This is a genomic window from Prescottella soli, from assembly GCF_040024445.1.
Taxonomy (GTDB): domain Bacteria; phylum Actinomycetota; class Actinomycetes; order Mycobacteriales; family Mycobacteriaceae; genus Prescottella; species Prescottella soli.
The window spans coordinates 4629136-4645051 of sequence record NZ_CP157276.1 but is presented as its reverse complement, the minus strand read 5'-3'; the positions used below and the strand labels follow the sequence as shown (position 1 = coordinate 4645051).

At 68.0% G+C, this 15916-nt stretch carries 15 protein-coding genes; all 15 read right to left on the bottom strand.

Annotated elements, in window-relative coordinates; genetic code table 11:
- Nucleotides 1–182: 182 nt before the first annotated feature.
- On the bottom strand, nt 183–854 hold the full coding sequence (gene hpf, locus ABI214_RS21575) for a ribosome hibernation-promoting factor, HPF/YfiA family (RefSeq protein ID WP_348604497.1): 672 nt from the start codon (nt 852–854) through the stop codon (nt 183–185).
- Between the two features lie 242 nt (nt 855–1096).
- Nucleotides 1097–1771: a ComF family protein gene (locus tag ABI214_RS21570; protein WP_348604496.1), complete on the bottom strand. Its 675-nt coding sequence runs from the start codon at nt 1769–1771 to the stop codon at nt 1097–1099.
- Between the two features lie 41 nt (nt 1772–1812).
- Nucleotides 1813–3585, bottom strand: coding sequence for an MtrAB system accessory lipoprotein LpqB (gene lpqB / locus ABI214_RS21565; RefSeq protein ID WP_348604495.1), 1773 nt, complete (start codon nt 3583–3585; stop codon nt 1813–1815).
- Nucleotides 3582–5408, bottom strand: a complete 1827-nt coding sequence (gene mtrB, locus ABI214_RS21560; RefSeq protein WP_348604494.1) for an MtrAB system histidine kinase MtrB — start codon at nt 5406–5408, stop codon at nt 3582–3584. The genes lpqB and mtrB overlap by 4 nt, the downstream gene beginning before the upstream one ends.
- Complete coding sequence (gene mtrA / locus ABI214_RS21555; RefSeq protein WP_005518730.1) at nt 5405–6082, bottom strand: MtrAB system response regulator MtrA; 678 nt, start codon at nt 6080–6082, stop codon at nt 5405–5407. The genes mtrB and mtrA overlap by 4 nt, the downstream gene beginning before the upstream one ends.
- Before the next feature lie 67 nt (nt 6083–6149).
- Nucleotides 6150–6818 carry a dTMP kinase gene (locus tag ABI214_RS21550; protein ID WP_348604493.1) on the bottom strand — a complete coding sequence of 223 codons (669 nt, stop codon included), beginning with the start codon at nt 6816–6818 and terminating at the stop codon, nt 6150–6152.
- 166 nt (nt 6819–6984) lie between these two features.
- Nucleotides 6985–8463 carry an adenosylhomocysteinase gene (ahcY, locus tag ABI214_RS21545; RefSeq protein ID WP_348604492.1) on the bottom strand — a complete coding sequence of 493 codons (1479 nt, stop codon included), beginning with the start codon at nt 8461–8463 and terminating at the stop codon, nt 6985–6987.
- A gap of 87 nt (nt 8464–8550) precedes the next feature.
- On the bottom strand, nt 8551–9159 hold the full coding sequence (locus ABI214_RS21540) for a TetR family transcriptional regulator (RefSeq protein WP_348604491.1): 609 nt from the start codon (nt 9157–9159) through the stop codon (nt 8551–8553).
- 23 nt (nt 9160–9182) lie between these two features.
- Nucleotides 9183–9365, bottom strand: coding sequence for a rubredoxin (locus ABI214_RS21535; RefSeq protein WP_348604490.1), 183 nt, complete (start codon nt 9363–9365; stop codon nt 9183–9185).
- Nucleotides 9366–9386: 21 nt separating this feature from the next.
- A complete protein-coding gene (locus ABI214_RS21530) occupies nt 9387–9548 on the bottom strand; it encodes a rubredoxin (RefSeq protein WP_280758822.1) in 162 nt (53 codons plus the stop codon).
- Nucleotides 9545–10774 (bottom strand): alkane 1-monooxygenase, encoded by a 1230-nt coding sequence (locus tag ABI214_RS21525; RefSeq protein ID WP_348604489.1) that lies wholly within the window; start codon nt 10772–10774, stop codon nt 9545–9547. The genes ABI214_RS21530 and ABI214_RS21525 overlap by 4 nt, the downstream gene beginning before the upstream one ends.
- 107 nt (nt 10775–10881) lie before the next feature.
- Nucleotides 10882–12402 (bottom strand): amino acid permease, encoded by a 1521-nt coding sequence (locus ABI214_RS21520; RefSeq protein WP_348604488.1) that lies wholly within the window; start codon nt 12400–12402, stop codon nt 10882–10884.
- A 75-nt stretch (nt 12403–12477) separates the two neighbouring features.
- Entirely contained in the window at nt 12478–13398 is a 921-nt protein-coding gene (locus ABI214_RS21515) for a cation diffusion facilitator family transporter (protein WP_348604487.1), read from the bottom strand.
- A gap of 73 nt (nt 13399–13471) precedes the next feature.
- Complete coding sequence (gene manA / locus ABI214_RS21510; protein WP_348604486.1) at nt 13472–14719, bottom strand: mannose-6-phosphate isomerase, class I; 1248 nt, start codon at nt 14717–14719, stop codon at nt 13472–13474.
- Nucleotides 14719–15858, bottom strand: coding sequence for a tobH protein (locus ABI214_RS21505; RefSeq protein WP_348604485.1), 1140 nt, complete (start codon nt 15856–15858; stop codon nt 14719–14721). The genes manA and ABI214_RS21505 overlap by 1 nt, the downstream gene beginning before the upstream one ends.
- Nucleotides 15859–15916 lie beyond the last annotated feature (58 nt).

Below are 15916 nucleotides of genomic sequence, written 5' to 3'. Positions count from 1 at the left end.
CACCTACACGGAGCAGCTTTGATAGCGACAGTGACGGCACGGTCCTCTTCGTCCTCAATCCAAGTGGCGGAATCCGGTGTCGGATACGTGACAAACGGGATCCGGCCGAGGTCGGGCGACCCCAGCCGGATCCCATGGTATGCGTAATCACGGTCGGGCGAGTAGACCGACCGCCCGCAATGTCACGCCAGGCGTATCAATCCGTAGTCGAACGCATGGCGTCGGTACACGACAGAAGGCCGATCGGTCTCCTTGTCGTGGAACAGGTAGAAGTCGTGTCCGACCAGTTCCATCTCGTAAAGCGCGTCGTCGACGGTCATCGGTTCGGCCGAGTGCACCTTCGTACGCACGATCTGTCCCGGACCGGGCGGAGCCTCGCCGTCCAGGGAGAGTCCATGATCGATCGCCAACGTGTCGTCCCGCGCCAGTGTGGCGGTGGCCTGTGCGACGGAGACCGGGGTCTTCTCGCCGTAGTGGACCTTGCGACGATCCTTCGTCCGACGCAATCGACTTTCCAGCTTGGCAGTCACAGATTCGAATGCCGCGTAGAAACTGTCCGCGCTCGCTTCGGCGCGGACGACCGGCCCCTTGCCGCGAGCCGTGATCTCGACGCGCTGGCAACTCTTGGCCTGTCGGCGGTTGCGTTCGTGTTGGAGTTCCACATCGAAGTGGTAGATGCTGGGATCGAAGCGCTCGAGTCGTGCGAGCTTCTCTGAAACGTAGACCCGGAAGTGATCCGGAACCTCGACGTTCCGTCCTTTGACGACGATTTCGGCGTTGTTGGCGTCCGATGGAACTTGAGCCTCTGCGGTGTCTTCATCAACGAAAACCGAGGCCTTTGCAGGGGTCGTCACTCGTACCTCCCGATTAACGGCCGGCTCACCTTGTGAGACCGGCGAGTTCGATCTCGACCGGGCGGGGAACCACCCGGTATCAGAACGTGAAATATCACCTCCCACCTGTGACTTCGGGTGTGAACGCGACGCTAGTACGTAACCGGCCCGTGTGCCACCGTTCAGCCGGAATTCACGGGTGTGTCGTCCGAGACATCCGTCCGGATCGCCCGAATCCCCAGGACACGGGGCCGGCCCGCCGCTCAGGCGGCAGCGACGACGAGCACCGCCGTCACCCGCACGCCCACCGCCCCGAGCACCCGGACGGATTCCGCGGCCGTGGCACCGGTCGTGACGACGTCGTCGACGAGGACCACCTCGGCGCCCGGTCGCGCCACCGCGAAGGCATCACGACCCGCCGGGGCCGACACCCGGATTCGTCCCGCCAGATTCTCCTGGCGCTGCGCCGCGGACAGTCCGACGGAGTCGCGCACTCCCCGACGCATCGACAGCACCGGACGCGCCCGGCAGTCGTCGCCCAGCGTGCGGGCCGCGACCCGCGCCGAACGCAGCACCGGGTCGCCGCCGCGGCTGCGGGCGGCGCGGGCACGGGTCGGGGCCGGCACCAGGCACAGCGGCGTGGTCCCCGGCGGCGCCAACTCCCCCCACCGGCGCAGGGTCACGACCGCACCGGCCAGGGCGAGCCCGATCGGGGTGGCGAGATCCCGACGACCCCGTTCCTTCCCCGCGATGACCGCACCCCGACGCGGTCCGGAGTACGGTCCGAGCGCCCACACCGGAACGCCGGGGTCCACCCGGGGACACACGGCGACGGGGACGTCGGCCAGCGCGCGGCGACACCGCGGACACCACGCGGAACCGGGAACACCACAGCCTCCGCACTCGGCGGGCAGGACGAGGTCGAGGAGCGTGCGCACGGCGGCCAGTGTGCCCGCCGCCGCCGACAGGTTCGGAAGAGTCAGCCCGGCAGGATCGGGATCGCCGGCGAGCCGCTCAGGCCGGGCACCTCACGCCAGTACCGATCGCCGACCGGGTCGTTGTTGTTGAGCTGGAAAACCGTGCGCGCATCGGCGACGTACTCGGTGGTCAACGTCGCATCGACCGCCCTGACCGGCGACGTGAGGTTCCGGCTGGGCAGCGGATCCATCCGCGACCCGTCCACCGCCAACTGCACGACCGGGACCTCGGAACCTTCGCGCACGACGACGACCGTGTCGGCCGTGCTCCAGTCGAGCGACACCGCGGGTCCGCTCAGTCCGTGCGCGATCGCCCGCGGACTGGTCAGCGAGTACGCGCCGTCCGGCAGCTGCGACACCGTCGCGACGTAGACCTTGCCGTCCACGATCATCGCGGCGCGGACGCCGTCCCGGGACAGTCGCAGCTCGGTGACCGGACCACCCAGCGCGGCGATGGCACCGGTCTCGACCGGCATCGTGGTGAGCTTTCCGGTGGCGGTCTCCCGGACCACCCGCACCACCGAGGAGTCGTTGACCACCGCCCACGCCGTGGACCCGTCGAGGGCCCACGTGGGCCGGGTGATCGTCTGCGCTTCGAGGGCGGTGGCGACGTTGCCGTCGTACGTCCCCACGACCAGCGCCGTCTGCGGCTCCGGTGCGGGCCGCCGGGTTTCGGCCACTGCCGCCGCGAGCATGCCGTCCTGCGAGAGCGCGAGCGAGCGCAGATTGTCCGACGCGCCGAAATAGCCCGGCACGGGGGTCGCGGTGGCATCGCCGACGCTGACCAGACCGCCGCCACGCAGGGCGTGCATCCCCACCGACACACTCGACGTCGCCAGCGGATTGAGCGAGCTCACATCGGCGATCGACCAGCCGTTCGGGTAGCGCTCGTCGAGCGGCTGGCCGTCCGCCAGCAGCACGTAGGGACCCGAGATATCGGAATTCGCCAACGTCCAGATCACTTGCGCAGCAAGGAGTTCCCGTGACTGCGTGTTCATCCGGCCGAGCCCCTGGAAGTCCACTCGCACTCCCCCGAGGCCGACGCCGACCTGCGACGCGCGGCCGTCGGCCTTCGTGATCTGGCCGAGCACCGAGACGCCGGAACCGAGTTCGTTGCGCACCGCGCCCGACAGCGACGGCTTCGGTCCGTCGATGAGAAGCCCGATCAGCTGGGTCACCATCTGATCCTGGCTCGCGGAGATCCACCGGGGATCCGGGACCGTCGTCTGCGCCGACGGATCGAGGAAGTACAGCGACTTGCGCTGATACGCGTTGAGGAACTGCGGGCGGTCCATGATCACGCCGCTCGGCAGGTCGTCGATGCGCCACTCGCCGTCGACCTTCACCCAGCTGAACTTGGCCTCGTACTGCCCCTCCTGGGCCTGGTACAGCCCGCCCGGCTCGAGCTGTCCCACTCTGTTGGCCCGGATGGTGTACACCGCGCTGTTGGCGTTACGCGACTCGGTGATGAGGTCGATCTTGTCGACGATCGTCGCGCTGGCGGCGTCGTCCCACCGGGCCGACGTGTCCTTGGTGAGGTACTGGCGGGCGGCGAGGTGCCGGTTCGCCGGGTCGGTGCTCGCCTTGACGAAGTCCCGCAGCAGCAGGTCCGGCTCACGGCCCGGCGCCGGGGCCTCCACGTTGGTGCTCGCCGGCGCCCGCTCGATCGTGCCGATCGCCTGTGGCGCGGACGAGTCCGGCAGGTTCGCGCAGCCCGCCGCGAGGAGCGCGAGCGAGGACAGGACCGCCGTCGCCCCGACGCGCACCCGGCTCACGACTCCCGCTCCCGCACCCTCGGCACGGTCGGGGCGTCGTCGGGATCGGGCTGCGCGGCCGGTTGCTCCGCCGCCGGCGACGCCTCGACCGGCTCGGGCTCCGGCACGGACGGTTCGGCGGCCTGCGGAGCGGACGGTTCGCCGGCGCCGGGCTCGGCCCGCATGGCGACCTCCGCCCGCGTTCCCGGCAGCGGCCGACCCTGCACCAGCTTGCCGCCGCCCGGTTTGAGGGGAAGCGGACTGCGGGTGACCTTGCGTCCGCGCACGCGAGGCAGCGTCAACCTGAAGCACGCGCCCTGGCCGGGCTCGCCCCACGCCTCGAGGTTTCCGTTGTGCAGGTTCGCGTCCTCGACGCTGATCGCCAGGCCCAGTCCGGTCCCGCCCGAGCGGCGCACCCGGGAGGGGTCCGACCGCCAGAACCGGTTGAACACCAGCTTCTCCTCCCCCGGACGCAGACCCACTCCCTGGTCGCGAACGATGAACGCCGCCGCGTCGTCGTCCGCCCGCAGCCGCAACAGCACGGGCTTGCCCTCGCCGTGGTCGATCGCGTTCGCGAGCAGGTTTCGCAGGATGCGCTCGACGCGGCGCGGATCGACCTCGGCGATCACCGGTTCCTCGGGCAGATCGACGATGAGCTCGGTCGACGTCTCCTTGGCCAGGTGGCGGACCGTCGAGACCGCCGCCCGCGCACACATCCGCAGGTCCAGCTGCTCGGCCGCCAGTTCCGCGACACCGGCGTCGTGCCGGGAGATCTCGAGCAGGTCGCCCAGCAGGCTCTCGAACCGGTCCAGCTCCGCGACCAGCAGCTCGGACGAGCGCTTGAGCACGGGGTCGAGGTCGTCGCTGCTGTCGTGGATGAGGTCGGCGGCCATCCGGACCGTCGTCAACGGCGTCCGGAGTTCGTGGCTGACGTCGGAGGTGAACCGCTTCTGCAGGTTGCCGAACTCCTCGAGCTGCGTGATCTGCTTCGACAGGCTCTCGGCCATCTCGTTGAACGACATCGCCAGGCGCGCCATGTCGTCCTCGCCGCGCACCGGCATGCGTTCCTTGAGGCGGCCGTCGGCGAACCGGACCGCGATCCGCGACGCCGACCGGATCGGCAGCACAACCTGGCGGGCGACGAGCATCGAGATCGCGGCGAGCAGCACCGCCAGCACCGCGCCGCCGATCAGCATCGTGCCGCGCACGAGCGAGAGGCTGCGGTCCTCGCTGGCCAGCGGGAACACCAGGTAGAGCTCGAGCGTGGAAATGTCGGAGGAGGTGGGGCTGCCGATGATCAGTGCCGGACCGGAATACCCGTTGGGGTCGGCGACCGTCGCGAACTGGTAGCTGATCTGGTTCGCGCGCACGAAGTCCCGCAGGCTCGCCGGGATCTGATCCGACGGCCCACTGGCGGTGGGTTCACGCGGCCCGTCACCAGGCACGATGAGCACCGGATCGAACGTACCGGCGGAACCGGACGTCTGACCACCATCGGACTCCCGATTGGTCAACGCCAGACGCGCGGCGTCCAACCGCACCTTGAGAGATCCGCTGTCGTCGGCGCCGGCGAGCTGCGCTTCGACCGTGCTGCGGGCACGGTCCATCTCCTCGGTGGCAGCGGTGATCTTCGCCTCGAGCAGCCGATCGGTGATCTGGCTCGTGAGCACCACGCCCAGAATCGAAATCACGATCAAGGACAGCGACAGGGTCGACACGACGACCCGGAGCTGGAGAGACCGACGCCAAGCGTGAGCAAGCCAGTTGCCCCACGCTCGACACCAGCGGATCAGCGGCGCAAAGAGTCTGTTGACGCGCCGCCGCTTCCGGCCGGCACCGATCACGGCGGTCCGGCCTTGTAGCCGACGCCCCTGACCGTCAGCACTACCTCGGGGTTCTCAGGATCCTTCTCGACCTTCGCGCGCAGTCGCTGCACGTGCACGTTCACCAGGCGGGTGTCTGCGGCGTGCCGGTATCCCCACACCTGCTCGAGAAGAACCTCACGGGTGAACACCTGACGCGGCTTGCGTGCGAGCGCGACCAACAGATCGAATTCGAGCGGCGTGAGCGAGATGAGCGCGTTGTCCCGCGTCACCTTGTGCGCCGGCACGTCGATCATGATGTCGCCGATGCTGAGGACCTCGGCGGGCTCCTCCTCGGTGCGGCGCAGTCGCGCCCGCACCCGCGCCACCAACTCCTTCGGCTTGAACGGCTTCATGATGTAGTCGTCGGCACCGGACTCGAGACCGAGGACCACGTCGACGGTGTCCGTCTTCGCGGTGAGCATGACGATCGGGACACCCGATTCGGCTCGCAGCACGCGGCACACGTCGATGCCGTTCATGCCCGGAAGCATGAGGTCCAGCAGGACCAGATCGGGCCGGGTCTCACGAACGGCCGTCAACGCCTGGCTGCCGTCGCCCACCACGTAAGGCTCGAATCCCTCACCGCGGAGCACGATGGTGAGCATCTCCGCGAGCGCCGTGTCATCGTCGACAACCAGAATCCTTGGCTTCATATCCCTATCGTTACATCTTCGAGGCTGCGAAATGTGGAAAGGAGCGTGTACTCCTACGGCGTGCCGCTCAATGTTGCTGCGGCGTGCCGTCCCGCTGCTGCAAGAGTGCCAGTTTATCGGCCAGAATGCCCGGATCGGCGTCCGGCGCGATCGTCCACCACGGCGAGTTCCAGTCCGCGGCGGCCAGCTCGCGATAGACGGCACCGGTGCGGGCCTGCAGCCCGCTGTCCCTCTCGTACGCGTCGAGTGCACGGGCACTGTCCTCGGCCTCGCGTCGCCGGGCCCGCTCCTCCGCGAGCGCGACGGGCACGTCCAGGTACATCTGCAGGTCCGGACGGGGCAGGCCCAGTCGGCCGAACTCGAGGTCCTCGATCCATGCCGCGAACTCACCGTCGCCGTGCTGGTGCAGCCGGGCGGCGCCGTAGGCCGCGTTGGAGGCGACGTAGCGGTCCAGGATCACCAGGTCGTGCGCGGCGACGAGGCCGTGGAGCTGTTCGGCCGCGCCGGCCCGGTCGAGCGCGAACATGACGGCCATCGCGTGGACCGACTCGGCGAGGTCGCCGTGGGCGCCCTTGAGCGCCTCCGACGCGAGATCCGCGTGGATAGACGCGCCGTAACGCGGGAAGTCGAGCGTCGCGACCCGCAGGCCCCGCTGCTCGAGCCGGTCGACGACCTTGCCGACGAGAGTGCGCTTCCCGGCGCCGTCGAGCCCTTCCAGGGCGATCAGAGTTCCCACGATCGCCGAGCCTATCGGTGTCCACGAGGTGACCGCGGGACCACGTCGTGGGAGGGCGGTCACAGTGCCCTCCGGGCGGTCACTGCCGCGTGTGCGTCGCACGGACGGCCGCGGCCGGGGACGGCATTGCTCGTCCCCGGCCGCGACTGACGACGTTCGGTACGGATCAGTACCGGTAGTGCTCGGGCTTGTACGGGCCCTCGACGTCGACGCCGATGTACTCGGCCTGATCCTTGGTCAGCTTGGTGATCGAGCCACCGAGAGCCTCGACGTGGATCTTCGCGACCTTCTCGTCGAGGTGCTTGGGCAGGCGGTAGACCTCGTTGTCGTACTCGTCGGGCTTCGTCCAGAGCTCGATCTGCGCGATCGTCTGGTTCGCGAACGAGTTCGACATCACGAACGACGGGTGTCCGGTCGCGTTGCCCAGGTTCAGCAGACGTCCCTCGGACAGCACGATGATCGAGTGTCCGTCGGCGAAACGGAACTCGTCGACCTGCGGCTTGATGTTGATCCGCGTGACCTCGGGCGAACGCTCGAGCGTCGCCATGTCGATCTCGTTGTCGAAGTGGCCGATGTTGCCCAGGATCGCCTGGTGCTTCATCTGCTTCATGTGCTCGAAGGAGATGATGTCCTTGTTGCCGGTCGCGGTCACGACGATGTCGGCCTGACCGATGAACTCCTCGACCGTCTTGACGTCGAAGCCGTCCATCATCGCCTGCAGCGCGTTGATCGGGTCGATCTCGGTGACGGTGACACGCGCGCCCTGGCCGCGGAGCGCCTCGGCGCAGCCCTTGCCGACGTCGCCGTAGCCGCACACCAGCGCGGCCTTGCCGCCGATCAGCACGTCGGTGCCGCGGTTGATGCCGTCGAGCAGCGAGTGGCGGGTGCCGTACTTGTTGTCGAACTTGCTCTTGGTGACCGAGTCGTTGACGTTGATCGCCGGGAACACCAACTCGCCCGCGGCCGCGAACTGGTACAGCCGCAGCACGCCGGTGGTGGTCTCCTCGGTGACGCCCTTGACGGACTCGGCGATCGCGGTCCACTTGCCGCCGTCGGCCTCGAGCGACTTGCGCAGCAGCGCCAGGAACACCTTGTACTCGTCCGAGTCGTGCTCGTCGTCGGTGGGCGGGACGACGCCGGCCTTCTCGTACTGCGCGCCGCGCAGCACCAGCATCGTGGCGTCGCCGCCGTCGTCGAGGATCATGTTGGCGGGCTCACCGGGCCACGTCAGCATCTGCTCGGCGGCCCACCAGTACTCCTCGAGGGTCTCGCCCTTCCACGCGAAGACGGGGACGCCCTTGGGCTCCTCCGGGGTGCCGTGCGGACCGACGACGATGGCCGCGGCAGCGTGATCCTGCGTCGAGAAGATGTTGCACGACGCCCATCGAACCTCGGCACCGAGCGCGACGAGGGTCTCGATCAGGACCGCCGTCTGGATCGTCATGTGGAGCGAGCCCGAGATACGCGCACCCTGGAGCGGCAGCACATCCGCGTACTCACGGCGCAGCTCCATCAGGCCGGGCATCTCGTGCTCGGCGAGACGGATCTCCTTGCGCCCGAACTCGGCGAGCGACAGATCCGCCACCTTGAAGTCGATGCCGCCACGGTGCTCCGCTACCGGGCCCGATGAAACTGAGGTCGTCATACTGCCTCTCCTGTCAGCCGTCTGGAATGACTCCCAGGCTATCGGGTGGCAGTGTGCCCCGGAGACGGGCAGTACCTCACACAGATCTCACACGCGCGTAACGACGTCCACGAACGGCGACAGCAGGGCCGCCAACTCCTGCGCATCGTCACGATCCGATGTCGGTGGCATCGAGATGTAACTGAGCGCGACCCGCACGACACCACGGGCCAGGATCATCGAGTCGGCGTCGGAGGCCTGGACCCAGCTCCGCCGGAACGTTTCCGCCAACCGCTCGGACGCACGCTCGACGAGTGGGGCGCTGTCGGTCGTGACGATCCGCAACAGATCCGGCTTGGCGGCGCCGCTGCGGAGCGACGCCACCAGCGGATCGGCCCCGCTGGCCTGGAAGAACACCGTGAAGCCGTCGACGAGGGCCGCGCGGGCGTCGCCGACGTGGGCGTAGACGGCCGTCGCGACGGCGTCGACGAACTGGTCGACCAGGCGCAGCGCATACCCCTCGGCGAGCCCCTGCCGGTTCCCGAACTCGTTGTAGAGGGTCTGTCGACTCACCCCGACCGCCGACGCGACGTCCGACATCGTCACGGCCGACCAGTCCCGCTCGAGCAGGAGATCGCGGACGGCACCGAGGATCGACTCCCGCAGCAGCAGCCGGGACGCCTCGGGGTACGGCATCCGGGAACCTGACTCGCTCATGGCGTCGAGCCTAGAGACTTCCGTCAGCTCCGCTCGACCTCGACCATGAAGAAGTCCTCCTTGGCGGCACCGCAGTCGGGGCACCGCCAGCCGTCGGGGATGTCCTCCCACCGGGTTCCGGGCGCGATGCCCTCGTCGGGCCAGCCGAGTTCCTCGTCGTACTCGAATCCGCACTGCGCGCACTGATAGAGCTTGTAGTCCTTCATGATCACCGTTCCTGTTCCCCGTCACACGGGTTCGAAATCGATCTTCTCCCGGACCCCGCAGTCGGGGCAGCACCAGTCGTCCGGCACCGATTCCCACGCCGTGCCGGCCGGGAAGCCTTCGCGGGGCGCGCCGACCGACTCGTCGAATACGTACTCGCACACCGGACACCGATATGCGCTCATGCCGCACCTCCGTCCGCTCCGTAGGACGCGAGGATCTTCTCGCGCTTGCCTGGTTGCAGATTCACCTTCGTGATGTCGCCGTCGTAGTGCGCGAGGACGCGCTTGTCCATGACCGACCGCCACAGCGGTGGCACGTAGGCGAGCACGATCATGGCGGCGTAGCCGGCGGGCAGCTGCGGGGCGGTGTCCATGCTGCGCAACGTCTGATAGCGGCGTGTCGGATTCGCATGGTGATCGCTGTGCCGCTGCAGGTGGTACAGGAAGATGTTGGTGGTGAGATGGTCGCTGTTCCAGCTGTGGGCCGGGGTGCACCGCTCGACGCGTCCACTCGCAGTGTGCTGCCGCAGCAGCCCGTAGTGTTCGAGGTAGTTCACCGCCTCGAGGAGCGCAAAACCGAACACTGCCTGCAACACCAGGTACGGGACGACCTGCCAGCCGAAGACAGCGATCAGGACCACGAACAGCGCCACCGACATCAGCCAGGCGTTCACGACGTCGTTGTGAATCGTCCACGGACTCTTGCCCAGTCGCTCGAGACGAGCCTTCTCGAGACGCCACGCCGAGCGCAGACTCCCCCACACGCTGCGTGGCAGGAAGGTCCAGAAGCTCTCCCCGAAGCGTGAACTCGCAGGATCCTCGGGCGTCGCGACGCGCACGTGATGACCGCGATTGTGCTCGATGTAGAAGTGCCCGTAGAACGATTGGGCCAGAGCGATCTTCGACATCCAGCGCTCGAGGCTCTCCTTCTTGTGCCCCAACTCGTGGGCGGTGTTGATGCCGATACCGGCGACACATCCGACACTGAACGCCAGACCGATCTTCGAGACGACCGACAGGCCACCGTCGATCCCGAGCCAGCTCAGATCGTCCGCCGTCCACAGGTAGCAGGCCGCCACCAGGGTCAGGAGCTGGAACGGCAGGTACGCCCACGTGCACCATCGGTAGAAGCGGTCGTTCTCGAGCTGCTCCATCACCTCGTCCGGCGGATTCTGACCATCCGTTCCGAGCACCACGTCGATCGTCGGGATCAGCACATAGACCAGGATCGGCCCGATCCACCACCACACCGACGCAACTACGCCGAGTCCCACCGCATTGGTGGCCCAGACGAGCGCCATCGCCACGAACACGGCGGTCGGAGGGACGAGGCCCAGCAACCAGAGATAACGCTTCTTGTCCCGCCACGCCGGCGCCGGGGCAATCGGTTCCCCCACTTCACGCGTCATCGTTCATCCCCTTCCACACGACCGCTCGACTATGAGCAGCGTCACCATGGAATGGACGATACGCGGGTGGTTGTATTCCGTCTAGACAAACAGATCGATTTGTAAAGTCATGTCTTGTCGGGGGCCGCGGCCCGGGCTCGGATGCCGAGCATCGAATGGCTGCGGCTGTAGGAGAAGTAGACGACGATGCCGATCGCCATCCACACCACGAAGCGCAGCCACGTTTCGACCGAGAGATTGAGCATCAGCCACACACAGGCGAGTACCGAGAGGATCGGCACCAGCGGCACCAGCGGAACCCGGAATCCGCGCGGGAGGTCAGGTCGAGTCCGCCGCAGGACGACCACGCCGATCGACACCAGCACGAACGCGAACAGGGTGCCGATGTTGACCATCTCTTCGAGGGTGCCGATGGGAAAGACCGCGGCGAGGACGCCGACGACCACGCCCACCAGGATCGTGATCCGGACCGGCGTGCCGTGCTTGCCGGTCGGCGCCAGCGACCTCGGCATCAGTCCGTCGCGCGACATCGCGAAGAGCACCCGGGTCTGCCCCAGCATCAGCACCATGACGACGGTGGTGAGACCGGCGAGCGCACCGAACGAGATGAGGTTCTTCGCCCAGTCCATCCCGTTGATCGCGAACGCCGTCGCGAGCGTCGAGTTGTCGCCGGCCAGGTCGGTGTAGTTCACCATGCCGGTGAGCACGAGCGAGACCGCAACGTACAGCACGGTCACGATCGCGAGGGAGCCGAGAATGCCGCGGGGCAAGGCCTTCTGCGGATCCTTCGTCTCCTCGGCTGTGGTGGCGACGACGTCGAAACCGATGAACGCGAAGAACACCAGGCTGGCCGCGGCGAGCAGGCCGTACCAGCCGAAGGTGCTCCCACCGGCACCGGTGATGTACGAGAACAGCGACTGGTGGATGCCCTGCCCGGTCGAACCGGGCTCGGACGGCGGAATGTACGGCGAGTAGTTCTCGCGCTTGATGTAGAACGCGCCGAGCACCACGACGAACAGGACGACGGCAACCTTGATCGCGGTGATGACCGCCGAGACCCGCGACGAGAGCTTGGTGCCGGTGGCGAGGAGCACCGTGATGATCGCGATGATCAGGACGGCGCCCCAGTCGACCTGGTGCGATCCGATGTGGAACACCGGGCTCGAACTGCCCAGTACCTCACCGAGATACAGCGACCAGCCCTTCGCGACCACCGATGCTGCCAGCGCGAACTCGAGGATGAGGTCCCAGCCGATGATCCACGCGACGAACTCGCCGAACGTGGCGTACGAGAATGTGTACGCGCTTCCCGCGACCGGAACCGTGGACGCGAACTCCGCATAGCACAGCGCGGCGAGCGCACACGCGATCGCCGCGAACACGAACGCGAGCGACACCGAAGGCCCGGCGACGTTGCCGGCGGTTCGCGCGGTGAGCGTGAAGATGCCGGCACCGATCACGACCGCGACACCGAACACCGTCAGGTCCCACGCGGTGAGGTCCTTGCGGAGCTTGGTCTCGGGCTCGTCCGTTTCGAGAATCGATTGTTCGACCGACTTGGCACGGAACAGCCCTGAGCGCGGATTCCGGGCACGCCCCGGAACAGCCTTCCGATCCGGTGTCGCCATCACTGCCTCCTCGGGAGGTGGGGATGGTCGACAGCCTATGCCGGGAGAACGGCGTCAGCACGGTTTCCGAAACGACTAGTCCACCGTGGCGCGGTACAGATCGGGTTCGATGTAGATCAGCCGAGCGGCCGGTACGGCGGCCCGGATACGGACCTCGGCTTCGTCGATCGCCGTCGCGACGTCCTCGATCCCGGAACCCGGCGCGATGCCCACCTTGGCCGCCACCAGGATCTCCTCGGGACCGAGGTACTGGGTGCGGCAGTGGATCACTCGATCGATCCGAACACCGTCGACGAGCGCGCTCAGGATCCGGTTCTCCTCGTCCTGGGTGGCCCCTTCACCGATCAGCAGGCTCTTCATCTCGATGATCAGGACGATCGCGATGATGCCCAGCAGCACACCGATGCACAGCGTTCCGATGCCGTCCCACACAGGGTCCCCGGTGAGCATCGTGAGTCCGACACCACCGAGCGCGAGCACGAGACCGATCAGTGCACCGGTGTCCTCGAGCAGGACGACGGGCAGTTCGGGCGTACGGGAGGTGCGGATGAAGCTCCACCAGCTCGCGTTGCCCTTGAGCGGACGCGATTCACCCATGGCGGTGACGAAGCTGTACGACTCGAGCGCGATCGCGACCAGCAGGATGACGACGGCCACGATCGGTGACGACAGGCCCTCGGGGTGCTGGATCTTGTGCACGCCCTCGTAGATCGCGAACAGCGAGCCCAGGGTGAACAGCACCAGGGCCACGACGAAGGAGTAGAAGTAGCGGTTGCGTCCGTAACCGAACTGGTGGAGCTTGTCGGCCTGCTTCTCGGCGCGGTTCTGCCCGAAGAGCAGCAGTCCCTGGTTGGACGTGTCGGCCACCGAGTGAACGGATTCCGCGAGCATCGACGACGACCCGGTGATCAGGAAGCCGGTGAATTTGGCCACCGCGATTCCCGCGTTCGCGGTCAGCGCCGCGAAGATCGCCTTCTTGCCCCCGTTTGCCGACACCGGCCACTCCTCTCGTCGATTTCGAGCGGCTCACACGCTACGGGATCACCCCGGAGACGGGCGAACCGCGCCGTCACGCCTCGACGATCCCCACACCGGCCCGGAACAGCTGCGTGCCCTCGGCGCACGCCTGGATGTGAACCTCGTTGTCCGAGGCGGAGATCCAGGCCGATGCGCCACGCTCGAGCATCAGCGACTGCGATCCACACCCCAGTTTCGCCGCGCCCGACGTGCACAGCACGATCTGCGGGCCGTCCGGCACGAAGGCCGTCGCCGCGCCCGCACCGCCCCCGGAGGCGTCGAGATCGATGCGGGACAACCGGAACTCCGGCGCCGGGGTCTCGTACGCCACCTCGCCGTCGCGATCGGTCGCCACGGGCGTCAGCACCGGGACGTCGACGGTGTCGAAGTCCAGGACGCGCAACAACTCCGGGACGTCGACGTGCTTCGGGGTGAGCCCGCCGCGCAGGACGTTGTCCGAGTTCGCCATGATCTCCACGGCCGTGCCGTGGAGGTACGCGTGGAGGTTTCCGGCATCGAGGAACAGACCCTGCCCCGGATCGAGAGTCACCCGGTTGAGCAGCAACGACGCCAGGACGCCGGCGTCACCGGGGTAGCCCTCGCTGAGTTCGAGCGCCGTCCTGGCCTCCTGTACGAACTCGATCCCACCGCTCTCGGCGTTCGACAGGTAGGCCACGCAGCCGTCGAGCACGGCCGGCAGCAGCGTCGCGAGAGCCTGCGCCGGCAACGTGATCCACGTGGTGAACAGCGCGCGCAGACCGCCCGAATCAGGTTGTCCCGCAAGTAGACCGACGTACGGTTCCAGTTCCGGGACGTCGAGGGCGTCGAGCAGCCGCACCGTCCGGTGCGGATCCCGGAATCCGGCGAGCGCCTCGAATCGGGTGAGTGCCACGACGAGTTCCGGCTTGTGGCTCGCGTCGCGATAGTTCCGTTCCGCCGAGTCGACCGGGATCCCCGACGCCTCCTCGCGAGCGAAGCCCTCACGCGCCTGCTCGGCGCTGGGGTGCGCCTGGAGCGACAACGGCTCCTCGGCCGCGAGCACCTTCAACAGGAACGGCAGATGCTCACCGAACTCGGCGACGCAACGCTCGCCGAGCTCCCGGGCCGGGGCAGCGTCGACGACGTCACGCAGGGAGCGGTCTCCGCCGTTCTCGATCACCCGCGCGGGATCTCCCGGATGGGCTCCCAGCCACAGTTCCGCCTCCGGATGCGCGCTGGGGCTCGGACGTCCGCACAGCTCCGCGAGCGCGGTCCGAGACCCCCATGCATAGGACCGGAGCGCACCTTCGAGTTGGCGCACTAGTTACCACCGATCAAACGTAGGTATGCCGCGCTCATCTCGAGGCGGCCGACGAGAACTGCAATCTGCTCGATCTCCGTGCGCGTGGCGGCCGGAACCGCCGGCGACGGGCCCGCAGATCCGGGCGGACCAGGCGGACTCGACGGTTCCGCCTGCTCCGATGCCGCGACGACGACGTCGGCGTCGGGCAGCACCGCGACCCTGCGATCGACGACAGGCCGGTCCGCCTCCGCGGACAAGACGAACACGCGCAGCGGCATGCCGGGCACCGGGCCGTCGAGCTGCTCGTCGTGGAAGAGCGGGTCGTACCCGGGCGGCATCGCGGTGGCCGACGAGCCGAAGCGCTGCACACCGGAGAGAACCCCCGGCAGGTCCGCGGCGGCGGTGACGGCGGCGCCGCACCGCAGCAGGATCTCGCTGCCGTGCCGTGCCAGGTGCGTGGTCACTCGAGTGTCACCGGCGAGGACGACGCGTCGGCCCTGCATCCGCGCCGCAAGCGACTTTGCGGGGTTGTGGAAGACCTCGTTGCGGGGGTGGTCGCGCAACGCCTCGTCGTCCAGAGCATCCGCGAGACGCCCCAGGTCGGGGCACACCTTCGCCGCACGCTCGGCGTCGATCGCGGTCAGGACCGCGAGGAAGGCCGCGAGGTACCGCAGCAGACCGTGATGGTGGGGAACCGCCACGCGTGGCGGGAGTACCGTTGCGCGACCCGCGCCCGCGGCCCGCAACGGGCCCTCGTCGGGGGCGGCGACCACTACCTCCGCGCCGCGCCGCAGCGCACGGTCGACGGACTCGACCAGCCGCGGGTCACCGGCGTCGTCGCCGGCCACCACCACGACGTCCAGAGGCCCGACCCACAGCGGGGTGTCCCCGCTTTCGACCAAGGGAATGCCGATCCGGCTACCGACCGCAGCAGTGACCAGTTCGGCGGCGCGGGAGGCCGGGCCTTCACCGGTGACGAGCACCACGCTGCGCGGTTGCAGACCCTGCAGGCGCGCGAAGCCGTCCTCCTCCACAGCTGCCTGGGTGGCGCGAATCTGCGCGCCACCGAGCGCCGCGAATCGGAGCGAGCCGTCGACGTCCGCGGCCAGCAGTGCATCGACGTCATCGAGATCGAGCAGAGACGACGGAGCTGTCATGACGGACACACCTCCCTTTCTCCCACTCCCTGTCCCCCCGACGAGTTCAGGTGACTCG